This is a genomic window from Thermaerobacter sp. FW80 (assembly GCF_004634385.1).
Taxonomy (GTDB): Bacteria; Bacillota; Sulfobacillia; order Thermaerobacterales; family Thermaerobacteraceae; genus Thermaerobacter; species Thermaerobacter composti.
The window spans coordinates 955,490-979,126 of record NZ_CP037895.1; the positions used below are offsets into that span (position 1 = coordinate 955,490).

The window sequence follows — 23,637 nt, forward strand, 5'->3', positions numbered from 1 at the left end:
GTGGAACGCAACGAAGGGACCCAACCAGGGCTGGTTCGTCCGTCCGATGGCAGCGGGGACGTCCCGCCGTCCCTGGGGACGGAGCGGGGCCCGCTGGCCATGGGCGATCTGGTGGTCTTCGTGGACCACAAGCAGCGGCGGCGCCTCCAGCGGCTGGGACCCGGTCGGGTCTTCCAGGCGCCGGGGGGCGGTGTCGTGCGCCACGAAGCGGTGGTGGGGATGCCGGAGGGCGGCGCCGTCACCACCAGCACCGGTGGCGTCCTGCGGGTGCTGCGGCCGACCCTCGAGGACTACATCCTGCTGATGCCGCGGCGGACCCAGGTGATCTATCCCAAGGACCTGGGGCAAATCGTGGTGCGGTCGAACCTGGGGCCGGGCGACCGGGTGCTCGAGGCCGGCGTGGGTTCGGGGGCGACGACGCTGGCGCTGCTGCGGGCCGTCGGCCCGTCCGGCCGGGTCATCTCCTACGAGCGCCGGCCGGAGTTCGCCCGCCTGGCCCGGGAGAACGTGGAGCGGTTCTTCGGCGGTCGCCCGGCCTGGTGGCGCCTGGAGATCCGCGACGTGTATGCCGGGATCGAGGAACGGGACCTGGACGCGGTGGTGCTCGACGTGCCGGAACCCGTCCACTGCGTGGAGGCCGCCGCCCGGGCGTTGCGGCCGGGCGGCGTGTTGCTGTGTTGGCTGCCGACCACCAACCAGGTCCAGCAGCTGGTGACCTCGCTCCGCCGCCACCCCGCCTGGGACCTGATCGAGACCATCGAGCTGCTGTTGCGTCCCTGGCACGTCACCGCCGCCAGCGTGCGCCCGGAGCACCGCATGGTGGCCCACACCGGCTTCCTGATCACGGCGCGGCGGGTGGTGCCCGGGGACCGGGGGGAAGGGGCCGCCGACCGTGGGCGCAACGCCCAGCCGGGGAGCGGGTCTCCCGCGAGCGCACCTGGCCGCGGGACGCCCGCGTCCGGCGACCCCTCGGCGGACGCGGGGGAGGCCTCCCCCGTGCCCCCTGGGGACGAACCCAGCGATCCCCAGGGCGGCTCCCCTTGAGGGGGAGCCCGGCACCGCCCGTCGACCCGCCCCCGGCCGTCCTGGCCTCGGGCGGACGGATGGGGGCATCGCGGCGTCCGCCGGCCCTCGCCCCGCAGCCGCGCCGCGGCAGGCCGCGGGGCGGGGGCCGTGTCGCCTCGACCCGGGCGCTGTGGCAAGCCTTGTCGCAATTTTTCCTCCCGCCGCCCCCTCATTGTGACAAAGCTCCCACCCGCACCCCCTGTACAATCGGGCCACGGCTTGTCCCCCGCGGGACGGGCCCTGGGACTGGAAGCACCGGCCGGCGTCCACCAGGCGCCCGACGTCCACCGGGCCCCGGGAGGCGCGCCGCCGGTGGGAGCGGGGTGACCGGGTGATGCTCGCGGAACGTCAAGCGGAACGTCAATACCGAAGGGCGGGGGTGCGCGCCGCGCCGGGCCGCCGCACGCTCCGGGGCCCGGACGGAGGTCCGCAACCCGGCCCGGAGCCCGGAGTTCCCCGGCGCGCGGGCGAGGGGAGCGTGGGGGCGGCGGCGATGACCCGCCTGGCGGTGGGATTCGCCCGGCTCCGGTCCTGGATGGCCGGGCTTCCCCCTTGGGCGGGGGCCGCCCTGCTGGTCTGGCTGGCCGGCCGCGTGCAGCCCGGCGGGCTGCCGTCGCCGTTGGTCCTCCCCCTGGCGCTGGCCGTCCTGACCATGGCGCCGCGCCTGGGGTGGTGGACGGTGGCGGTGGGGATGGCCGGCGCGGTGGGGGCCGGGGCCGTCTACGGGGCGGCGGTGCTGGGCACCACGGCCCTGTTGGTGCGGGGCGTGCAGCGTGGGCTTTCCCGGGCGGCCGGATCGACCCACCGCGCCCCGGTGGAGGGGGCTGAGGCGATGGGGACCCCGCCTTCGCCGCTGCCCGCCGCGTCCTGGCGCCTCCTGGACGGTGCCGCAGCCGGCGCGGTCCTGCTGTCGGGCGCCCTCTGGGCCTGGCCCCGCACGGCCCTCGGGTGGGAGCTGGACCGGCTGGCCGGCCTGGCGGTGACGGCCGTGCTGGTGCTCGTCGCCTTGCCCTGGATGCGCCAGGCCGTGGCCGTGGGGATCCCGTTGCTGCCGCGGCTGCCGGTGGCCTTGGACCCCCTCGCGGCGGGGCCGCCCGTGGTCAGCGCCCGGCAGGGCCGGCGGGCCCTGGCGTTGCTGGCCGTGCTGGCCACCGGCGGGCTGGATGGGGTCCGGCTGCTGGGGGTCGACGCGGCCGCGGCCCTGCGCGGCATGGCGGTGCTGGTGGCCGCCCACGTGGGCGGAGCCCCCGCCGGCGCCCTGGTGGGGACCGCGGCTGGCGTGCTGGGGCTGCTGGGTGGGCAGGGATCCCTGGCGGGGCTGGCCTGGCTGGCCATGGCCGGCACGGCCGCGGGCCTGCTGCAGCGGTATGGGCAGGGCGCGGCCATCGGCGGGTTCGTCCTGGCCACGGCGGTGGTGTGCGGCGCCCTGCCGACCCCCGCCGCCGCGGCGCAGCTGGTGGCCGGGAGCCTGGCCGCCCTCGCCCTGTATGCGGCGGCCAGCGCCGCGGGCTGGCCGGCCCGGCTGGCCCGGCGGCTTGCGGCGACGTGGCCCGGGCCCGCTAGCGCTGCTGCCAGCGGCCCGGCGCCACCCATCGGCGTCGGCGCCGCGCCCGGGGCGGCGCCCCCGGCCGCCGACACCGGCCCCCGGCGGCACGCCGCCCCCGGTGGGGGGACGGGCGGGGGGCCGGCGGCCCCGGCCGATCCCCACGGCCATGCCGTCGCCCAGGGCGGCTTCGGGCCGGCGGCCATCCCGGATGCCCCGGGCGGGGCGGTGCCCGCGGGATGGGCGTCCCCCGGGGGCGATGGCGGATGGGCCGGGCCGGTCGCCCCGACCGCCGAGACGGCCGGCGCACCTCCCTGGGCCGCCGTGTTGAGCGAGCTGGCGCGTCTCGTCGAGCCCGACCCCAGCGCGTGGGATCCGCGGGAGCAGGTGGCGGAGCTGATCAACGACGTGGCCCGCCAGCGGTGCCAGCGGTGTCCCATGGCCCGCACCTGTTGGCGGGACGAGTTCCCCATCACCTACCAGGCCTTCTTCGACCTCCTGGCCGCCCACGAGCGCGGGGAGGGGTTCCGTCCGGACGTGGTGCCGGTGCCGCTGCGGAACCGTTGTCCGCGGTTGCCCGCCATCGCCCAGGCGCTGGCCGAGGGCCTCGCAGTCCTGCGGGTCGAGATGCGGTGGCGGCGGCGCCTGGATCGGCACCAGCGGCTGATGGCGCGGCAGCTGCGGGAGGTGGCCGAGCTGGTGGCCCGCGGGGCGGGTCGCCCCGCCGCCCCGCGTCGTCCCGGGTGGCGCTACGGGATGCGGGTCGGCGTGGCGCGCACGCCCAAGGACGGCCGCTGGGTCTCCGGCGACGGCTACCTCTGCCGCGCCTTCGCCGACGGGGGGCGGATGGTGCTGGCCATCAGCGACGGCATGGGGTCGGGACGGACGGCGGCCCAGGAGTCGCGGCGCGTCCTGCAGCTCTTGGAGCGCATGCTGGACGCGGGCCTCGACGCCGCCCCGGCGGTCCGCCTGCTGGACACCGCCCTGGCCCTGCGCGACCGCGAGAGCTACACGACGGTGGACCTGGCGACCCTGGATCTCGACCGCGGGCGGATCGAGTTCGTGAAGGTCGGCGCCGCGCCCAGCTTCGTCCGCCGGGCGCGGGACGTCCAGGTGGTCGCCCAGGCCGCGCCGCCCGCCGGGTCCGTGGAGGTCGGCGAGGTGCCATCGGTCGTCGGCGTCCTCGAACCCGGTGACCTGGTGGTGCTGATCTCCGACGGGGTCCTGGCCGCCTTCGGCGACGTGGAGGCGGGCACGGCCTGGATCCGCGGCTTCCTGGCCGGGGTGGAGGACGACGACCCGCGCCGGGTGGCCGCCCGCATCGTCAAGGAGGCCCTGCGGCGCTCGGGCGACCGCGCCCCCGATGACATCACCGTGGTCACCGGCAAACTCTTGCCGCGGGCGCAGGCGGCCGCGGCGGGCATCCGCCTGGGCGCCGGCGGCCTGCGGTAGCCACAACCCACCCTCTCTCCCCGTGGCGGTGCCGCGTCGGCACCGCCCCTCCCCCAGCGCGGCCTCGCGCCCATGGCGGCGGCAGGCCGCGCTCGCCTTGGCGGCCTGGGCCCGGTGCAGCCTGTGGACCGCAGTCCGGGGAGGCGCGGCGCCTCGCGGCGGACGGCGCCCTGGGCGATGCGCTACGCTACGGGCAGGGGCGACGGCATCTCGTGCCCGGCCCCCTGCATCCCCCAGCAGGCCGGCCCGTGCGACCCGTGACGCCGGACGAACCCGGCCTTGCGGACCCGGGGGAAAGGAGGCAGCCGTGGCGATGGACACCTCCCCCCGGTTCCCACGCCATCCCATGGCAGGGCCCGCGTCGATGCCCGGGGAGGCCGCCAAGGCGGCCCCCGGGGCAGCGGGCGATGGCGGGACGGCGTCGCCGGCCCGCTCCACCCCGCCCGGGACGGACCCCGGGGCGCCGTCGTCCGGGGCCGCCGACCAAGGGGGTGCCGACGACCTCCTCGCCGACGTCCTCGCCGCCATCCGCCGCCACCGCCTGCTGGAGCCGGGCCAGCGCGTCCTGGTGGCCGTCTCCGGCGGGCGCGACTCCATGGTGCTGCTGGATTGCCTGTGGCGCCTGCGGGCGTCCCTGGCCCTGGACGCCCTGGGCGTCGCCCACGTCGACCACGGCCTGCGCCCCGAGTCCGCGGCCGACGCCCGCTGGGTGGCGGAGCAGGCCGCGGGCCGCGGCCTCCCCTTCTTGCTGCGCCGGGTGCGCATCGCCCGCGGGCGCTGGTCGCTGGAAGAGGCGGCGCGGGCGGCGCGCTATCGGGCCCTGGTCGACATGGCCGCGGAATTCGGCGCCCACCGGGTGGCGCTGGCCCATCACGCGGGCGACCAGGCGGAGACCGTGCTCCTCCGGCTGCTGGCGGGAGCGGGCCTGCACGGCCTGGCCGGCATGCGTCCCCGGCGCGGGCGGTTCGTCCGGCCGCTGCTGGCGGTGACCCCGGACCGGCTGGCCGCCTATGCCGCCGCCCGCGGGCTGTCCTGGCGCGACGACCCGACGAACCGCGACCTGGCCATCCGCCGCAACCGCGTCCGCCACCGGCTGCTGCCCCTGCTGGAGGCGGAGTTCAATCCCCGGGTGATCCCCACCCTGGCCCGGGTGGCATCGGCGCTGGCGGCCGAGGCGGATCGGCTCGCCCGCCGGACCCGGGCCCTGGAGGTTCGCCTGGGCGTCGAGACCGGGCGCGGCTGGGCGTGTCGCGTGGGCGACCTGGGGCGCCTGGCGCCGGCGGACCAGCGGCGGCTGCTGCAGGCCGCCTACCATCGGCGGACGGGCCGTCCCCTGCCCTGGGTCCACTGCGAGGCCGTGCGGGAGCTTGCGCAACGGGCCGCGGCGGGGGGCGGGGACGAGGGTCCCGTCCACCTGCCCGGGGGGTGGCAGGCCCGCTGCGACGGCACGTGGTTGTGGCTCGAGCCGGTGCCGCGTCATGCTGCCGGTGCCGGGCTCGCTGGCGGGCCGGCTGCGGCCGCCACCGGATCGGGGGACCCGGGGGGTCGCCCAAGTCACCAAGCGCCGGTGGCGGGGACGCCCGGGCCGACGGCCGGCGGAGACGGGACGGGGCCGGAGGCGGCGGACCGCCGGTCGGCGGGGCGGGCGGGCGTCGACCGGGGGCCGGGTCCTGCCGGGGCGACGGCACCCGCGGAGGCACCGGCGACGGAGCCGGCCGCGATGGCGGCGATGCGCCTGCCCGTGCCGGGGGCCGTGCCCCTGGGCTGCGGCCTGTGGCTGCGGGCGCGGTGGCTGGAGGGCGAGGCGGCGAGGGCGGCGCGCGACGCGGTCCTCGCCGCGGCGGAGGCGGCGGATGCCCGGCGGGGCGACCGGGCGGGGGCCCGCTTCGCCTTTCGCGCCCTGATGGGGTGGCCCGTCGCCGAGGCGCCCGACGGCGGACCGCGCGCGGCTTCGGGGGCGGCAGGGGCTGCCGCGGCCCCCGAGGACGGCGGCGACCGGAGGGCCGGCGAGGCGGTGCGCCCGGTGCTGCTGGTGCGCCCTCCGCGCCCCGGCGAGACCCTGCAGCCCCTGGGCGCCCGGGGGCGCCGACCGGTGGAGCGGCTCTACCGGACCGCCGTCCGCCGGGGGGATCTGTACGTGATCGATCCCCAGCGGGGCACGGGGGCGATCCTGCCGCCGTGGCTCGTGGTGGTCGGCGACCCGGGGGCGACGGGACGGGACGACGGGGAGGACGGCGGGCCCGAGCCCCAGGGGCGGGGGCGAGCCGGGGCGGGGGACGGGAGCCCGCAGGGGACGATCCTGTGGCTGGTGGGGGTGCGGGTCGCGGAGGCGGGCCGCGTTCGTCCCGATGCCGAGCGCCTGTTGAGCCTCGAGGTGACGGCCCGGCTGCCCCGGGAAGCGGACGGGCCGCGTCACCCCGACCCGACCGGGTCGGCCGGGGACGGGCGGGCGCGCCCGACGGCGCGGGACGAGGCCTGGCGCGGAATGGCGGCGCCAAACCCACCGTGTTATAATGAGGGCGCCTTTGCGGGCAAGCAGGAGGCGTGAAAGCGTGAGGAGACGCCGGAGAGGTCCGGCCTGACCCGGCGCCGGCCGGGGGCAGGCCTGCGGGCCGCGCCCCGAGCGGCCGCAAGGAGGGCCACGATGAAGCCGAACCGCATCCTGAAGAACGTGCTGTTCTACGTCATCTTGTTCTTCTTCGTCATCGCCATCGTCCAGCGCCTGAGCCCGGTGACCCCCGAAGTCCAGCACATCCCCACCGGCGATCTGTTGGAGAAGATCGATCAGGGACAGGTCGAGCGCCTCGTCTACGACGAGAACCGCCGGGTGGTGACCGGTCAGCTGCAGGACGGGACCCGGTTCCGCGCCAACGTGCCCGAGCTGAACCTGGAGACCATCCGCGAGTGGCGCGCCAAGGGCGTGGAGGTCGACACCCGCCCCGTCGAGGAGACCCCCTGGTGGACCACCCTCCTGACCAACCTCCTGCCGATGGTCCTGGTGGTGGCCGTCCTCCTGTTCATCCTGCAGCAGACCCAGGGCACGGGCAGCCGCGTGATGCAGTTCGGCAAGAGCCGCGCCCGCCTGCACCAGCCCGACGAGAAGCGCCGCATCACCTTCGACGACGTGGCGGGCTACGAAGAGGTCAAGGAAGAGCTCAAGGAGATCGTCGACTACCTGAAGAACCCGCGCCGCTACATCGAGCTGGGTGCGCGGATCCCCAAGGGCGTGTTGCTGTACGGCCCGCCGGGCACGGGCAAGACCCACATGGCGCGGGCGGTGGCGGGCGAGGCGGGCGTGCCCTTCTACTACATCAGCGGCTCGGACTTCGTCGAGATGTTCGTCGGCGTCGGCGCCTCGCGGGTGCGGGACCTGTTCGAGCAGGCGAAGCGCAACGCGCCGGCCATCGTCTTCATCGACGAGATCGACGCCGTGGGGCGGCAGCGCGGCGCGGGCTACGGCGGCGGCCACGACGAGCGCGAGCAGACGCTGAACCAGCTCCTGGTCGAGATGGACGGCTTCGGCACCAACGAGGGCATCATCGTCATGGCCGCCACGAACCGGCCCGATGTCCTGGACCCGGCCCTGCTGCGGCCGGGCCGGTTCGACCGCCAGATCGTGATCGACCGGCCCGACCTGGTGGCGCGGGAGGCGATCCTCAAGGTCCACACGCGGTCCAAGCCCCTGGCGCCGGACGTGGACCTGGCCCTGCTGGCGCGGCGCACGCCGGGCTTCACCGGGGCCGACCTGGAGAACCTGGTCAACGAGGCGGCGCTGCTGGCCGCGCGGCGGCGGAAGAAGCAGATCGACATGCAGGACTTCGAGGACGCCATCGACCGCATCGTCGGCGGCGGGCCGGAGCGCAGGACGCGGGTCATGAGCGAGAAGGAGAAGCAGCGGGTCGCCTACCACGAGGCCGGTCACGCCCTGGTGGCCAAGCTGTTGCCCAACACCGACCCGGTGCACAAGATCTCCATCATCCCGCGCGGGGCGGCCCTCGGCTACGTGATGCAGCTGCCCACGGAGGACCGCTACCTGATCACCCGCCAGGAGATCCTGGACCGGGTGACCATGGCGCTGGCGGGGCGGGCGGCCGAGGAGCTGGTCTTCGGCGAGGTGAGCACCGGCGCCCAGGACGACCTGGAGAAGTCCACGAAGATGGTGCGCCGGATGATCACCGAGTTCGGCATGAGTGACGAGCTGGGGCCGATGACCTTCGGCCACAAGATGGACGCCCCCTTCCTCGGCCGCGACCTGATCCGCGAGCGCAACTACAGCGAGGAAGTGGCGGCGGCCATCGACCGCGGCATCAGCGAGATCATCAACGACTGCTACGAGCGGGCGCTGCGGCTGCTGCGCGAGCACCGCGACAAGCTGGAGCGGATCGCCCAGACCCTGCTGGAGAAGGAGACCATCCAGGCCGAGGAGCTGGACGACTTGCTGCGCGACGAGGCGGACGAACCGGCCGCGGCCGCGGGCGAGAAGGCCTCCTGAGCGGTGCCCGCGCGGGGCGCCGGCACCGCTCAGGAGGCGGGGAACCGGCCGGCGGGGTACCGGCCGCCGCCCCGCCCCGCGGCGGCACCTTGGCCACCACGGCCCAGTAGGCCCCCGCCGGCGATGGCACTGAGCCGCGCAGCGCGGGGTCGTCCGCCCGCCCCGATCATCGCCGTGACGCCCGCCGGCCCCATGGGACCGAGCCGCGCTGCGCGGGGGCCCGGCGGCGGCTGCCATTGCCCCGACGCGGCCCGGTCCTGCCGGCGGCCGTCTGCCAGGGCGTCGGAGGGGGTCGGCCGCACGCGGTTCCACCGCCCGCGACCTGGCTCGGGCGGCCGCCACCGCTCCCGATGCGGTCCCGGGTGGGCGCCGGCCACGACGCGAGTGGGGTGGCGCCGCCCGCGACGCGGGCGGGGTGGCGCCGCCCGCGACGCGGCCCACCCAGCGGGCCACGCGCCGCCCGTGGCCCCGACACCGCCCGCAGCCTTCACAGGCTGCGGGCGGTGCGGCACAATGGGGATTGCCGCGAGCCCGGGCCGCGGGCACCGGGGCCGTGGGCGCGGTCGAGCCGCGGCCGCCGCGGTCGAGCGAGGACGCGGTCCGGCATGGGCGGCGGGAGGGTCGGCCATGGAGCAGGGGCGCGCCACGCCCCAACGCGAGGAGAAGCTGCGCCGCCGGCAGCGGGAGCGCCAGCGGCTGGAGGCGACGCGCCGGACGCTGGGGCGGCTCCTGGCCATCGCCCGCCGCTGCCGCACCGGCGAGGAGTTCGCCCGGGCGCTGACGGACCTCTGGTCCCAGGAATCCCGCTTCGCCCCGGACGGGGCCGCGGGCCGGGCGCCGGACGGCGCCGCGGCCGCGGCCTTCCGCACCCTGGCGGCCGTGCCGGTGGCGGAGCGGCCCGCCGAGCTGGCGCGCCGGTTCGACCGCCTGGTGCCGGCCGCCGTGCGCGAGGTGCTGGCGCGGCTCCACGAGCGCGGCCACGCCGCCTTCCTGGTGGGCGGCTGCGTGCGCGACCTGCTGATGGCGCGGCCGCCCAAGGACTGGGACGTCGCCACCTCGGCGCGGCCCGAGGAGGTGCGCCGGATCTTCCCCCGCACCATCCCGACGGGCATCGAGCACGGCACCGTGACCGTGCGCAGCCGCGGCCTCAGCGTCGAGGTGACCACCTTCCGCCGGGAGGCCGGCTACAGCGACCACCGGCACCCCGACCGCGTCGAGTTCACCGATGACCTGCGGGCCGACCTGGAGCGCCGCGATCTCACCATCAACGCCATGGCCGTCGACGCCCAGGGCCGGCTCCACGACCCCCTGGGCGGTCTCGCCGACCTCGAGGAGGGCGTGGTGCGCGCCGTCGGCGACCCCGAGGCGCGCTTCCGGGAGGACGCCCTGCGGCTGCTGCGCGTGGTGCGCTTCGCCGCCCGCTTCGGGTACCGGGTGGAGCGGCGCACCGAGGCGGCCCTGGCCCGCTGCGCCCCCTTGATCCGCCACGTCTCGTGGGAGCGCATCCGCGAGGAGATGTCCGGCCTGCTGGTCAGCCCGCGGCCGGCGTGGGGCCTGGAGCTGCTGCGGACCAGCGGGCTGCTGGAGCCCATCTGGCCCGAGCTTTTGGAAGGCGTCGGCGTGCCCCAGAACGTCCACCACGCCTACACCGTGTGGGAACACAACCTCCTGGCGTGCCAGTACACCCCGCCCGTGCTGCGCCTGCGCCTGGCGGGCCTGCTGCACGACGTGGCCAAGCCGCGCACCGTGTCCGTCGACGAGCGGGGCCAGCGCCACTTCTACCACCATGAGGTGGTGGGCGCCGACATGGCCCGCGGCATGCTGCGGCGCCTGCGGTACGACAACGACACCGTGCGGCACGTGGCCCACCTGGTGCGCCATCACCTGGCGCTGCACCACTACCCCGGCATGACCGACGCGGCCATCCGCCGGCTGATCCAGCGCATCGGCTTCGACTACCTGGAGGACCTGATCATCCTGCGGGTGGCGGACCGCGCGGCCTCGGGCACCAAGCGGGCCCCCATCTCCCGCGGCGCCCTGCGGCTGCTGACCCGCATGGAGAGGATCCTCGAGCAGGACGCCGCCTTCAGCCTCCACGACCTGGCCGTCGACGGCCACGACGTCATGGCCGCCACGGGCCTCGGCCCAGGTCCGGCCATCGGCTGGATCCTCCGCCAGCTGTTGGAGGAGGTGCTGGACGACCCCAGCCGCAACCGCCGCGACTGGCTGATGGAGCGGGCGGCCGCCTTGCGCGAGGAGGCGGAGGCCCAGGCGGCAGGCCAGCGGCGGGCGAGCACGACGGCGGGCGGTGGCTAGCGGCCGGCGCGGGTGGGTTGCGGTGGGCGAGCGCGCCGGTCGGCGGCGGGCGGTGGCCCGCGGCCCGGGGGCCAGGTCGGCGGCGGGCGAGCAACGCTGGGGGGCGGTGGGCGGTGTCCCGCGGGGCCGGGTCGGGGGCGGGCCAGCACGCCGGGGGCGGTGCCGTCGGCAGCGCGGGTCCGTCGACAGCGGGCGCCCACGCCGGGGGCGGTGGGCCCCGGCCGGCGCGGGTGGGCGCCGGCGCGGCGGCGGGGGTGCGCGGGCCGGGTTCCCGCGCCGGGCGGCGCCGGAGGCGCCCGGCGGCTGTGCCGGACGCAGCGTCGGAGCGGGTAGGAGGTCGAGGCCGTGGACGGGCGGACGAACCGGCAGGCGGCGGAGCCCGAGGGCACCGGGCGCCACGGCGCCCGGTTGGCGGCGCTGCAGCAGCGGATGGCGGCGGCCGGCGTCGACCTGGTGGTCCTGACACCGGGCACCAGCTGGTGGTATCTGACCGGGGTCGGGCTGCTGGCCAGCCGGCTGGCGCTCTTCTTCGTCCCGCGGCAAGGCGAGCCGGCATGGGTGGTGCCGCGGCTGGAGGCGGAGCGGGTGGCCCGGTCGCCGCTGGCCACGGCGCTGGGCCTGGCGCCCGAGCGGGTGTGCACGTACGCCGACGGCGACGATCCCGCCCCCGCCGTTGCCAGGGCCGCGGCCCTGGCAACGGCGGGGCTGGGCGGGCCGCCGCGGGTGGCCGCCATGGAGGAGCGGGTGGCGCGCCTCTTCGAGTGGCACGCGGCCCGCGGCGGCCTGCCAGGCGTCGCCTGGCAGGCCGCCGAGCCGCTGCTGGCCGCCCTGCGGGCCCGCAAGGACCCGGCGGAGGTGGCCGCCATCCGGCGGGCGGCGGAGCTGGTGGAGACCGCCCTGGGCCACGGCAGCGCCTCCGTCCAGCCCGGGTACCGGGAGAGCCAGATCGCCCGGGAGATCGAGAAGGCCCTGCGGGAGCTGGGCACCCGCAGCCCCTTCGGCATCCACGTGGCGTCGGGTCCCCGCTCCGCCGTCCCCCACGCCGAGACCAGCGACCGGATGCTGCAGCCGGGCGACCTGGTGTGGATCGACGTGGGGGCCGAGGTCGACGGCTACGCCGCCGACATCACCCGTACCTTCCTCCTACCCGGCGGCGATCCCACCGCGGCGGCCCGCAAGGCGGAGATCTACCGGGTGTGCTACCAGGCCCAGGCGGCGGCGCGCGCCGCCGCCCGGCCGGGGGTGCGCGCCCGCGACGTGGACGCGGCGGCCCGCCAGCGGATCGCCCAGGCGGGCTTCGGGCCCTACTTCACCCACCGCACCGGTCACGGGCTGGGCCTGGACGTCCACGAGGCGCCCGACATCGCCCCCGGCGACGACACCGTCCTCGAGCCGGGCATGGTGTTCACCGTCGAACCCGGCATCTACCTGCCGGGCATCGGCGGCGTCCGCATCGAAGACGACCTGTTGATCACCGACGACGGCGCCGTCAGCTTGACCCGCTACCGCCGCTGGCTGGCGCCGGGGCCGGAGCCCCCGGAGCCGGCGGGGCCATCGGCGTCGCGATCCGCGGCCGACGTCCCGGACCCGGGCCGCTCCGTCGCCGGCGGTCGGGGGGCGGAGGGCCGGTGACCGACCGCCAGCCGCCCCGCGGGGCTGCCGCCGACGCCGCCGCCCCGGCGGCGTCCGGGATGCCCCCGCTGGTGATCGACGGCCAGGGCCTGACCCTGCAGGCGATTGCCCAGGTGGCGCGGTCCGCGCGTCCCGTGGTCCTCGCGCCGCGGGCGCGCTGGCGCATGGCAGCCAGCCGCGGGCGCGTGGCGGCCGCCCTGGCCCGCGGGGAGATCCTCTACGGGATCACCACCGGCTTCGGGAAGCTCGCCGACGTGGCGATCCCCCCGGCGCAGGCCCGCAGGCTCCAGGAGAACCTGCTGCGCAGCCACGCGGCCGGGGTGGGGGAGCCGTTGCCCGTGCCCGTGGTGCGGGCGATGATGCTGCTCCGGGCCAACGCCCTGGCCAGGGGCTACTCCGGCGTGCGGCCGGAGGTGGTCGAGCGACTGCTGGAGCTGCTCAACCGCGGCATCCACCCCGTGGTGCCGTCCCGCGGATCGCTGGGGGCCAGCGGCGACTTGGCCCCTCTCGCCCACCTGGCCCTGGTGCTCATCGGCCGGGGGTGGGCCGAGGTGGACGGGCGCGTGCTGCCGGGTGACCGGGCCCTGGCCCAGCGGGATCTCGAGCCCCTCACCCTCGAGCCCAAGGAGGGCCTGGCGCTGATCAACGGCACCCAGGCCATGACCGCCCTGGGCGCGCTCGCCGTGGAGGAGGGGCTCTACCTGGCGGCGGTGGCCGACGTGGCCGGGGCCTTGACGCTGCAGGCGCTGCGCGGCATCCCCGCCGCCTTCGACCCGCGCATCCACGCCCTGCGGCCCCACCCCGGCCAGCAGGCGGCCGCCGCCCACCTGCGGGCGCTGCTGGCCGGCAGCAGGCTGGTCACCGAACCGGGACAGGTGCGCGTCCAGGACGCCTACAGCCTGCGCTGCATGCCCCAGGTCCACGGTGCCGTGCGGGACGCGCTGGCCCACGCCGCACGGGTGCTGGCCGTCGAGGCCAACAGCGTCACCGACAACCCCCTGATCTTCCCCGACCCAGACCCCGACCCCGAGGCTGCGGCCGAGGGCGCTCGGCGGGAGGGTGATCCCGCGGCCGCCGGCGCAGGCGCCGGGGCCGCCCGGGGAGGGGACGACGCCGCCCGAGGGCCCGACGGGTCCGCCGGCGGCCGGGGGATGGTCGGATGTGGCGGATCGCGGGCGGATGGCGGCGCGGGGGAACTCGACCCCGGCCCTGCCCTGGCGGGCCTGGCGGAGGCGTCCGTCCCGCAGGCCGGGGACGGGTGGGGAGGGGTCGGCGGCGACGTGCTCTCGGGCGGCAACTTCCACGGCGAGCCCGTGGCCCTGGTGTTGGACTACGCCGCCATCGCCCTGGCCGAGCTGGCCAACATCGCCGAGCGCCGCATCGAGCGGCTGGTCAACCCCCAGCTCAGCGGCCTGCCGGCCTTCCTCACCCGCCGCGGCGGGCTCCACTCCGGGCTGATGCTGGCCCAGTACACGGCGGCCGCCCTGGTGGCCGAGAACAAGACCCTGGCGGTGCCCGCCAGCGTCGACTCCATCCCCTCCTCGGCGAACCAGGAGGACCACGTCTCCATGGGGATGATCGCGGCCCTGAAGCTGGCTCGGGTGGTCGAGCACGTCCGCCACGTGCTGGCCATCGAGCTGCTCTGCGCGGCCCAGGCGCTGGACCTGGTAGGGCCCGAGGGGCTCTCGCCGGCCACGGCGACCGTCTACCGCGCCGTGCGGGCCGCAGTGCCGCCCCTGGGGGACGACCGCGAGCTGGCGCCCGACATCGCCCGGTTGGCCGGGCTGCTGGAGCGCCGCCGCATTCCCCTGCCCCTGCCCCAAGCCGTGGGGCTCCCCGATGCGCTCACCGCGGTGCCGGACGCGGGGTGGCCCGGCGGCGCGGGGGAGCGCATCGGTTCGGGACTCGACGCGGGGCGCGTCGGCTCGGAGCCCGAGCCCGCCAGGGAACGCGGACCGGGTGACGAGGGACGCGCCGGCTGGGAGTCCGACGCGGAGCACCTCCGCTCGGCGCCCGACGGCGCGGGGGGCGATGCCTCGTGAGCCGCACCTGGAGGGTGATCCCCGGCGGCCTCGCGTGGGGCGACCGCCGGTTCGTCTGGGGAAGCCGGACCTACGTGATGGGCATCCTCAACGTCACGCCGGACTCCTTCTCCGACGGCGGCCGCTACCTCGACCCCGCCGCGGCGGAGGAGCACGCCTTGGCCATGGCCGAGGCGGGTGCGGACATCATCGACGTGGGCGCCGAGTCCACCCGCCCCGGGGCGACCCCGGTGCCGGCCGAGGAGGAGCTGCGGCGGCTCCTGCCGGTCCTGCGGCGACTGGCGCCCAAGCTCGACGTGCCCATCTCCGTCGACACCTACAAGGCCCAGGTGGCCCGCGTCGCCCTGGAGGAGGGGGCGGCCCTGATCAACGACGTGGGCGGGCTGCGGCGCGACCCGGCCATGGCCGCGGTCGCCGCCGCCCACCGGGTGCCGGTGGTGGCGATGCACGCGCGTCCCCACGGGGACACGGCGTACGCCGACTTCTGGGGCGAGATCCTGGGGTTCCTGCGGGCCGCCATCGAGCGCGCCGAGGCCGCGGGCCTGCCGCGGGAGATGGTCATCGTCGACCCGGGCTTCGGCTTCGGCAAGACCCCGGAGCAGAACCTGGACCTCATCCGGCAGCTGCCGCGCCTGCGGACGCTGGGGGCGCCGGTGCTGCTGGGCACCTCGCGCAAGAGCACCATCGGCCGGGTGCTGGACCTGCCGGTGGACCAGCGCCTGGAGGGCACGGCGGCCACCGTCGTCCTGGCCGTCGCCCGCGGCGTGGACGTGGTGCGGGTCCACGACGTGGCGCCCATGGTGCGGCTAGTGCGCATGGCGGACGCCGTGGTCCGCCACCCCCGCTGGCGCGAGGGGGACGAACCGGCCCCCGTGCGGGACGCGGCTCGACCGGATCCGGCCGCGGCGGGAGCCGGGGCGGACCCGGACGTCCCCCGACCCACGGGCCGTCTGGACCCGACGCCGGCGCCGCCCGCCCGCAGCGTGATCCAGCTCCGGGCCCTGCGCTTCGAGGCGCGCCACGGCGTGCTGCCCGAGGAGCACCGGAACCCGCAGCCCTTCCTCGTGGACGTCGACCTGGGCCTGGATACGGCGGCGGCCGCCGCGGCGGACGACCTCGCTCTGACCGTGGACTACGCGGAGGTCCATCGACGGGTGGCCCGCGTCGTCGAGGGGCCGCATCGGCGACTGATCGAGACCCTGGCCCACCAGCTGGCCGCCGAGCTACTGCACGCCTTCCCCGTGGACTGGGTGCGGGTGCGGGTCGCCAAGCCCGCGGCGCCCCTGCCCGGCCCGGCGGAGGGCGCGGCGGTGGAGGTGTGGCGATCCCGTGCAGGACGCGTCGGGACCGGTTGACGGCGCCGCGCGGGGCAGGGTGCCCGGTCCGGAGCGGGAGCCCGCGTCCCCGACCCCGGTGCGGGCCTACGTGGGGCTCGGGGCCAACCTGGGCGATCGGCGCGCCCAGCTGCGGTGGGCGGTGGCCGCCCTGGACCGCCAGGCCGGGGTGAGGGTGGTGGGCGTCGCCTCCCTCTACGGCTCCCGCCCCGTGGGCGTCGTCGACCAGCCGGACTTCCTGAACTCGGTGGTGGCCCTGGACACGGTGCTCCCGGCCGACCGGCTGCTGGAGCGGCTCCTGGAGCTGGAGCGGCAGGCGGGCCGGGTGCGGCTGCGCCGGTGGGGGCCGCGCACGCTGGACCTGGACCTGCTCTGGTACGCGGGCCTCGTCATCCGCCGGCCCCCGCAGCTGGTGGTGCCCCATCCGCGCGCCGCGGAGCGGGCCTTCGTGCTGGTGCCGTGGGCGGAGCTGGCGCCGGACACCGTCATCCCCGGCCACGGCCCCGTGGGGCGGTTGGCCGAGGCCATCGACCGGTCGGGCGTCTGGCTGGAGGAGGCGTCGCCCGGTTGGTGGCAGGAACCGAAGCGGCCCTCCCCGGGGGCGCCGGGAGCGGGCGGCTAGGCGGGACCGATGCGGGCCGCCGGCATCCTGCCCTGCGGGGCCCGCCGGCCACGCCGGTCCACGGCATTCCGGGGGGACGCCGGTGCCGGTCCGGGAGGTGGGTGCGGTGTCGACGGAGACGGCAGCGGGCCGCGGGGACGGCGGAGGGACGGCCGGCTCCCTCACCCAGGTGGAGGGCATCCTGGTGGGCCACGCCACCGATCGGCAGGGCCTGACGGGGTGCACCGTCGTGCTCTGTCCCGAGGGGGCGACCTGTGCCGTCGACGTGCGGGGTGGGGCGCCGGGCACCCGGGAGACGGACCTCCTGGGCCCCGGCCGGCTGGTCCAGCAGGTGCACGCCGTGTGCCTGGCCGGCGGCAGCGCCTTCGGCCTCGCGGCGGCCCAGGGCGTCATGACCTGGCTGGAGGAACGCGGCTACGGCTTCGACACCGGGGTCGCCCGGGTGCCCATCGTGCCCGCGGCGATCCTCTTCGACCTGGCGGTCGGCGACCCGCGGGCGCGCCCCGACGCGGCCATGGGGTACGCCGCCTGCGAGGCGGCCTCGCGGGAACCGGTGGTCGAGGGCAGCGTGGGAGCGGGGACGGGCGCGGTGGTCGGGGCCGTGATGGGGCCCGCCGGCCTGCGCAAGGGCGGCGTCGGGTCGGCGGGCCGGTTCCTCCCCAATGGTTGGACGGTGGCAGCCCTGGTGGTGCTAAATTGTTACGGAGGCGTGCGGGACCCGGAGACGGGGCGCTGGTTGGTGGGCCCGCCGCCGGAACCGACGGCCCCTGGCTGGCCCGGCGCCGAGCCTGGGCGTCGCCCGCGGCGGACGGGGACCAAGGCCGACGGGCGCCCATCGGCGGATCCAGCCGGCGCCGACGCGGGCGAGGGTCGGGGCCCCGGGCGTGGGCCGGGCGGCCACGGCGTGGGCGGGGGCTCCCCGGGGGTGGGGCGGCACACCACCCTGGCGGTGGTGGCCACCGACGCCGCGCTGCCGCGGGACGACCTCCACCGCATCGCCCAGGTGGCCCAGAGCGGCCTCGCCCGCGTCGTCGACCCGGTCCACACGTGGGTGGACGGCGACACGGTCTTCGCGCTGGCCACGGGCCGGCGGGGCGGCGTCCCGACCCTGGACGACCGCATGGCGTTGGCCGCGGCGGCAGCCCAGGTGACGGCCGCCGCCGCCCTGCGCGCCGTCCTCCGCGCCGAGCCCCTCGGCGGCATCGCCGCCGTCGCCGCGGGCCGCGGTCCGGGGATGGGGCCGGCGTGAGGGCCGGCCGAGAACCCGGCGCCGTCATCGGTGGCGGAGGGGACGCCGTCGCGCCGGACCGGGGTCCGGGGGCGCGGCCGCGGGCACGCCACGGCGCCGGTGCCCGGGGTTCGCGCCGGAGGCGCGCCGGGGAGAGGAGCGGGGGCCGAGGTGCTGCTGGCCATCGACATCGGCAACACCCATACCAAGCTGAGCCTCTACGACGGCAGCCGTCACGTGGCGGGCTGGCGGCTGTCCACCAACGGGGAGCGGACCGCGGACGAGTTCGCCGTCACCCTGGCGGCGCTGATGCGGGGCCGGGGCCTGGACCTCGGACAGGTCACCGCCGTCGCCATCTGCTCGGTGGTGCCGCCGGCGCTGGTGCCGGTGGTGACCATGGTGCGGCGGGATCTCGGCCTGGAGCCCCTGGTCGTCGGGCCCGAGACCGACACCGGCATGCCGGTGGCCTACGAGAACCCGCGCGAACTGGGGGCCGACCGCATCGCCAATGCCGTGGCGGCGCGGGCCGAGTACGGCGCCCCGGTGATCGTCGTCGACCTGGGCACGGCGACCAAGTGGGAGGTGGTCTCCCCCGACGGGGTCTACCTGGGTGGGGCCATCGCCCCCGGCGTCGCCATCTCCCTGGATGCCCTGGTCCGCCGGGCGGCGCGCCTCTCGCGGATCGAGCTGGCCCGGCCGCACAGGGCCATCGGGCGGAGCACGGTGGAGGCCCTGCGGGCCGGCGTGCTGTACGGCTTCGCCGGGCAGATCGACGCCGTCGTCGACCGCATCCAGGACGAGCTCGGTCAACCGGCGCCGGTGGTGGCGACCGGCGGTCTCGCCCCGCTGATCGCCCCGGAGTCGCGGCGCATCGAGCACGTCGACCCCCACCTGACCCTGAAGGGGTTGCGGTGGATCCACCAGCGCCTGGCGGGCTCGGCCGCGTCGGCATCCGGGCCCGCACCGGGCGAGACGGCCCGCGACAGGGGGCGACCAGGTCGCGCATAATTTGGCTAAAGGATTCGCTTGCCACGAGGCGAATGGGTGTCGGTACACGCGAAAGGGAATGGCTGCCGATGCGCGCGATGCCGCCAGGCGGCGTCGCGGTCCGGTTTCGCGCCGCGAGGGCGCGCAACCGGGTGCCGGCCGCGTTGGCCGGCCGAGAGGGGGAACGGGCCTTGGTCGAGATGAAGGTCCTCAGTGTGGGGATGGTCCAGGGTTCCGACGGTAACGTGGTGGTGCTGAAGGAGGCCGATGGGGATCGCCTGCTGGTGATCGCCGTGGGTCTGGCCGAGGCCAGCGCCATCGCGTTGCAGCTGCAGGGTCTGCAGCCCCCCCGGCCCCTGACCCACGATCTGCTGGTCAATCTGGTCCGGCGCATGCAGGGCGAGATCGTCCGGGTCGTGGTCCACGACCTGCGGGACGAGACCTTCATCGGGCAGATCGACATCCAGACGGAGCACGGGATCATGGAGATCGACGCCCGCCCCAGCGACGCCATCGCCATCGCCCTGCGGGCCGACGCGCCGATCTACGTCGCCGAACCGGTCCTGGAGATGGCGGCCGTCCGCAGCGACATCCTCTCCGGCGACTCCTCCGAGGAGTGACGAGGAGCCGTCCCGGCCCGGTGCGCACCGCCGGGATCCGGGGGCGGCGCCCCGGGCGGGGCAGCGGGGGTGCCGGGGGTGCGCGGCCCGGCGACGGCCGCGCCCCGAGCGGCCGGGTGCCGGCGGCCGTCGCCGGTCGGGGGCCGGGCACGGGAGGCAACGCAGGTTGAAGCGCGTCGTCAGCGTGAGCCTGGGTTCGTCCCGGCGCGATCACACGGTGCGGCTGGAGCTCCTGGGCGAGACGGTGGAGATCCAGCGCATCGGCACGGATGGCGACGTCCGCAGGGCGGTCCAGCTAATCCGCGAGCTGGACGGCCAGGTGGACGCCTTCGGGATGGGCGGTACCGACCTGTACCTGGTGGCAGGCCGGCGCCGCTACGTCCTGCGGGCCGCCCTCCCCATGGCCCGGGCGGCGCGGAAGACGCCCATCGTCGATGGGAGCGGGCTGAAGAACACCCTGGAGCGGCGGGTGGTTCGCCAGCTGGCGCGGGAAGGGGTCGTCGACTTCGCCCGCAGCCGGGTGCTGGTGACCGTGGCGGTCGATCGGTTCGGCATGGCCGAGGCCCTGGCGGAGACGGGGTGCGAGCTGATCCTGGGCGATCTGATCTTCGCCCTGGGCATCCCCATCCCGCTCCGCAGCCTGGCCACCCTGGAGCGGCTGGCGCGGATCATCGCGCCCATCGCGGTGCGCCTGCCCCTCAGCGTGCTGTACCCCACCGGGGAGCGGCAGGAGCAGATCGTGCCGAAGCACGGCCGGTTCTTCGCCTGGGCGGACGTCATCGCCGGGGACTGGCACTACATCCGGCGGCACTTGCCCCCCTCCCTGGGGGGGAAGGTCATCCTCACCAACACGGTCACCGCCGAGGACGTCGAGCTGCTGCGCCGGCGCGGCGCGCGGATGCTCATCACCACCACGCCCGAGCTGGGGGGGCGATCCTTCGCCACCAACGTGATGGAGGCGGTGCTGGTGGCCCTGTCGGGCCGCCGACCGGACGAACTCGGCCCGGCGGACTACGAGCGCCTGCTCGATGCCGTGGGCTTCCGCCCGCGCATCGAGCGGCTGGACGCGGCGGCCGGCGCTGCCGCGGCGCGGTCGTCAGGACCCAGCCCGGGTCGCTAGACGAGGGGAGGCCACGAGCCGGGGCCGTGCAAGGGGGATGGCGCCGCGGGGAACCCTGGTTCCCGGTGTGCGCGCCGGGCGGGGACCCAGGTCTGGTCCCCGCCCGGCGCGCGCCGGCGGTGGCGAACCCGCGGACCCGGGGGGTGTCCCACCGGCCGCCGGCGCTCGGACTTCGGTCGTGCGGGGCGCGGCGCCCCCGTCCCCGGGGCCCGGGCCTCGAGCGCTCGGGTCTCCACCAGGCGTCCGTGGGGTCTGGCGACCGCCCCTCGGCGGCGGGCCCTGGGGAGGGCGCGGGGCTCCTCCCCAGGAAGGAGGAGCCCGCAGCCAGGGCGGCTGCCGACGGCTCCGGCGGCCGGAGGGCATCCTGGGGGCGCCGGGACGGCAGGCACGGTTTGACAGGGGCGAGGCGGCCTCATATAATTCAACACCGCTCGCCCGGCGGGTGGGACCGCTTCCCAGCGGTCCCACCCGCCGGGGGGCGATTGCCTTTCGAGGGCCGGCTTGGAAGGAGCGAATGGGGATGACGGACAAGGAGCTGCTGCTTTCGGCGGAAGGCCTGCGCAAGCTGGAGGAGGAGCTCCAGTACCTCAAGTCGGTCAAGCGCCGCGAGGTGGCGCAGCGCATCAAGCAGGCCCGCGAGTTCGGGGATATTTCCGAGAATTCGGAGTACGAAGAGGCCAAGAACGAGCAGGCCTTCGTGGAAGGACGCATCATCGAGCTGGAGAAGATGCTGCGGAACGCGCGCATCGTCAACGATGACGAGATCGACCCGACCAAGGTGAACATCGGGTCCACGGTCTACCTCAAGGACGTGGACACCGGCGAGGAGGTCCAGTACACCATCGTCGGGTCCAACGAGGCCGATCCCGCCGCCCTGCGCATCTCCTACCAGTCGCCGGTGGGCAAGGCGCTCTTCGGCCGATCCGTGGGCGAGGTCGTCGAGGTCAAGGTGCCGGCGGGAACCCTGCGCTACGAGATCGTGCGCATCGAGCGGGCGGGCTGAGGGCGGGATCGCGCCCGGTCCCCGGGCCAGGGCCCGGGGGCGGAGAGGCCGAGGTTGCGATCCGTCGCCGGGGCGGCCGGGGGCCGTGACCATGGCGCTCTCCGGGCGGGGAGGCCCCGTGGGACGCTCTGCGGGTCGGGCGGAACGGTCGCTTGCGGTCGGAGGCGGGCCGCCTGCCCGCGGCCGCAGGTGGCCCGGATCCCCCCTGCCTGAGGGGACCGGCGGCCCGTCCGGACGGGCCCTCGCACGGCGATCCGTCGCGGGGGTCGGGCGGCGGGGGGCAGGGCCCACTGGAGCGCGCCGCGGCGCCCCCGTGGGCGGCGCGGCGGCCGGTTCGTCAGGAGGGGCGCCGGTTCGTCCCGGAGGAACGCAGCCCGCCCGATGCGCTTCCCGCCGCTGGCCTCGCGCCGGTCCGGAGGGGCCGGCGCCATTCCTTTGCCGTCAGGAGGGACGTGCCCGTGGGCGAGAACGGCGGGACGGGCCGGGGTGGCATGGAGGAGCTGGCGCACCCGCGTCCGGGCCGCGATCCGGGGCAGCGTGCCACGGAGGGGGACGGCGCGCCCGTCGCGCCGGCGTCCGTCGACGCGCACGCGGCCGGGACGGGCCGGGAGGCCGTCGCTCCAGAGGCCGAGGGGGCCCGGCTCCAGGAGGTCTTGAAGGCCCGCCGCGCCAAGCTGGAGTTCTGGCGGCGGCGGGGGGTCGATCCCTTCGGCCGGCGGTACGACGTCACCCACCATGCGCGCGACGTGCTGGAGGGCTTCCCGCAGCTGGAGGGGCAGGCGGTCCGGGTGGCCGGCCGGCTCATGGCGCTGCGGCGCCATGGGCGCGCGGCCTTCGCCGACCTGCAGGACGTGACCGGGCGCATCCAGCTGCTGGCGCGCGTCGGCCCGTTGCCGGAGGAGGACTACCGGGCCTTCCTCGAGCTGGACCGGGGCGACTGGGTCGGCGCCGAGGGCACGGTGATCCGCACCCGGCGCGGGGAGATCAGCGTCGAGGTGACGGACTTCGTACTGCTGGGCAAGTCCCTCTACCCGCTCCCGGAGAAGTGGCACGGCCTGCAGAACGTCGACCTGCGCTACCGCCAGCGCTACGTGGACCTGATCGTCAACCCGCGGGTGCTGGAGACCTTCAAGATCCGCGCCCAGGTGATCCGCGAGATCCGCAACTTCCTGGACCGGCGCGGGTTCTACGAGGTGGAGACGCCCGTCCTGCACCTGATCTACGGCGGCGCGGCGGCCCGGCCGTTCGTCACCCACCACAACGCGCTGGACCTGGACCTCTACCTGCGCATCGCGCTGGAGCTGCACCTCAAGCGTCTGATCGTGGGCGGCATGGAGCGGGTGTACGAGATCGGCCGGGTCTTCCGGAACGAGGGCATCTCCACGCGGCACAATCCGGAGTTCACCATGCTCGAGCTCTACCAGGCCTTCAGCGACTACGAGGGCATGATGGAGCTGACCGAGCAGCTGGTCAGCCACGTGGCGCGCGCCGTCCACGGCACCACGGTGGTCCGCTACCAGGGACAGGAGATCGACTTCGCGCCGCCGTGGCGGCGGCTGTCTTTCGCCGAGGCCTTGGAGACCATGGCCGGCGTGCGCCTGGACGACGTGCTGACGGACGAGGGCGCGCAGCGCGTGGCGCGGGAGCGCGCCCTGGAGCTGACCAAGGCGCCGACGCCGGCGGCGGTGCTGGACGAGCTGGTGGACGTCTACGTGCAGCCGCGGTTGATCCAGCCCACCTTCCTCTACGACTACCCGGTGGTGCTCTCGCCCCTGGCTCGCCGGATCCCGGACCGCCCCCACCTGGCCTACCGGTTCGAGGCGCTGGTGGCAGGGATGGAGATCGCCAACGCCTTCAGCGAGCTCAACGACCCGGACGACCAGCGCCGGCGCTTCGAGGAGCAGCTGGCGGCGCGCGCCCGCGGCGACGACGAGGCCCACCAGATGGACGAGGACTACATCCACGCGCTGGAGATCGGCCTTCCCGCCACGGGCGGCCTGGGCATCGGGATCGATCGGCTGGTGATGCTGCTGACCGACAGCCCGTCCATCCGGGATGTGATCCTCTTCCCATTGATGCGCCCCCGGGACTGAAGGCGGTCGAATCGGCCGGCGGCGTTCGGCTTCGCCGGGCAGCTGCTGCCGCGGCGATGGCCCCGGGACGTCCCGCGGCGCCTGCAGG

15 protein-coding genes are annotated in these 23,637 nt (G+C 76.5%); all 15 read left to right on the forward strand.

Translation table 11 applies throughout. The annotated features are described in order from the left end of the window. The 15 genes from E1B22_RS04205 to lysS all read left to right on the forward strand — a co-directional run bounded on the left by E1B22_RS04205 (position 1) and on the right by lysS (position 23,549). Positions 1 to 1,044, forward strand: a complete 1,044-nt coding sequence (locus tag E1B22_RS04205) for a tRNA (adenine-N1)-methyltransferase (RefSeq protein ID WP_243123712.1) — start codon at positions 1 to 3, stop codon at positions 1,042 to 1,044. A gap of 514 nt (positions 1,045 to 1,558) precedes the next feature. Beyond that, positions 1,559 to 4,060, forward strand: a complete 2,502-nt coding sequence (locus E1B22_RS04210) for a SpoIIE family protein phosphatase (protein WP_243123713.1) — start codon at positions 1,559 to 1,561, stop codon at positions 4,058 to 4,060. A gap of 313 nt (positions 4,061 to 4,373) precedes the next feature. After that, positions 4,374 to 6,608 carry a tRNA lysidine(34) synthetase TilS gene (gene tilS / locus E1B22_RS04215; RefSeq protein ID WP_135224687.1) on the forward strand — a complete coding sequence of 745 codons (2,235 nt, stop codon included), beginning with the start codon at positions 4,374 to 4,376 and terminating at the stop codon, positions 6,606 to 6,608. Positions 6,609 to 6,704: 96 nt separating this feature from the next. Then, complete coding sequence (gene ftsH, locus E1B22_RS04220) at positions 6,705 to 8,552, forward strand: ATP-dependent zinc metalloprotease FtsH (protein ID WP_135224688.1); 1,848 nt, start codon at positions 6,705 to 6,707, stop codon at positions 8,550 to 8,552. A gap of 627 nt (positions 8,553 to 9,179) precedes the next feature. Continuing rightward, entirely contained in the window at positions 9,180 to 10,868 is a 1,689-nt protein-coding gene (locus E1B22_RS04225) for a CCA tRNA nucleotidyltransferase (protein WP_135224689.1), read from the forward strand. Positions 10,869 to 11,213: 345 nt separating this feature from the next. Continuing rightward, on the forward strand, positions 11,214 to 12,500 hold the full coding sequence (locus tag E1B22_RS04230; protein ID WP_135224690.1) for a Xaa-Pro peptidase family protein: 1,287 nt from the start codon (positions 11,214 to 11,216) through the stop codon (positions 12,498 to 12,500). After that, on the forward strand, positions 12,497 to 14,542 hold the full coding sequence (gene hutH / locus E1B22_RS04235; protein ID WP_243123715.1) for a histidine ammonia-lyase: 2,046 nt from the start codon (positions 12,497 to 12,499) through the stop codon (positions 14,540 to 14,542). The genes E1B22_RS04230 and hutH overlap by 4 nt, the downstream gene beginning before the upstream one ends. Further along, entirely contained in the window at positions 14,539 to 15,897 is a 1,359-nt protein-coding gene (folP, locus tag E1B22_RS04240) for a dihydropteroate synthase (RefSeq protein WP_135224691.1), read from the forward strand. Before hutH ends, folP begins: the two co-directional genes overlap by 4 nt. Beyond that, positions 15,872 to 16,498 carry a 2-amino-4-hydroxy-6-hydroxymethyldihydropteridine diphosphokinase gene (folK, locus tag E1B22_RS04245; RefSeq protein ID WP_243123716.1) on the forward strand — a complete coding sequence of 209 codons (627 nt, stop codon included), beginning with the start codon at positions 15,872 to 15,874 and terminating at the stop codon, positions 16,496 to 16,498. The genes folP and folK overlap by 26 nt, the downstream gene beginning before the upstream one ends. Positions 16,499 to 16,604: 106 nt before the next feature. Then, positions 16,605 to 17,747, forward strand: coding sequence for a P1 family peptidase (locus tag E1B22_RS04250; RefSeq protein ID WP_243123717.1), 1,143 nt, complete (start codon positions 16,605 to 16,607; stop codon positions 17,745 to 17,747). A gap of 150 nt (positions 17,748 to 17,897) precedes the next feature. Continuing rightward, positions 17,898 to 18,734, forward strand: coding sequence for a type III pantothenate kinase (locus tag E1B22_RS04255; RefSeq protein ID WP_243123719.1), 837 nt, complete (start codon positions 17,898 to 17,900; stop codon positions 18,732 to 18,734). Between the two features lie 179 nt (positions 18,735 to 18,913). After that, positions 18,914 to 19,333, forward strand: a complete 420-nt coding sequence (locus E1B22_RS04260; protein ID WP_242822472.1) for a bifunctional nuclease family protein — start codon at positions 18,914 to 18,916, stop codon at positions 19,331 to 19,333. Between the two features lie 166 nt (positions 19,334 to 19,499). Then, positions 19,500 to 20,453: a quinate 5-dehydrogenase gene (locus E1B22_RS04265; RefSeq protein WP_135224694.1), complete on the forward strand. Its 954-nt coding sequence runs from the start codon at positions 19,500 to 19,502 to the stop codon at positions 20,451 to 20,453. A gap of 520 nt (positions 20,454 to 20,973) precedes the next feature. After that, the gene (gene greA, locus E1B22_RS04270) at positions 20,974 to 21,456 is read left to right on the forward strand and encodes a transcription elongation factor GreA (RefSeq protein ID WP_135224695.1); all 483 of its coding nucleotides are present in this window, start codon (positions 20,974 to 20,976) and stop codon (positions 21,454 to 21,456) included. Between the two features lie 458 nt (positions 21,457 to 21,914). Then, positions 21,915 to 23,549, forward strand: a complete 1,635-nt coding sequence (lysS, locus tag E1B22_RS04275; RefSeq protein WP_243123721.1) for a lysine--tRNA ligase — start codon at positions 21,915 to 21,917, stop codon at positions 23,547 to 23,549. The last annotated feature ends 88 nt before the right edge of the window (positions 23,550 to 23,637 follow it).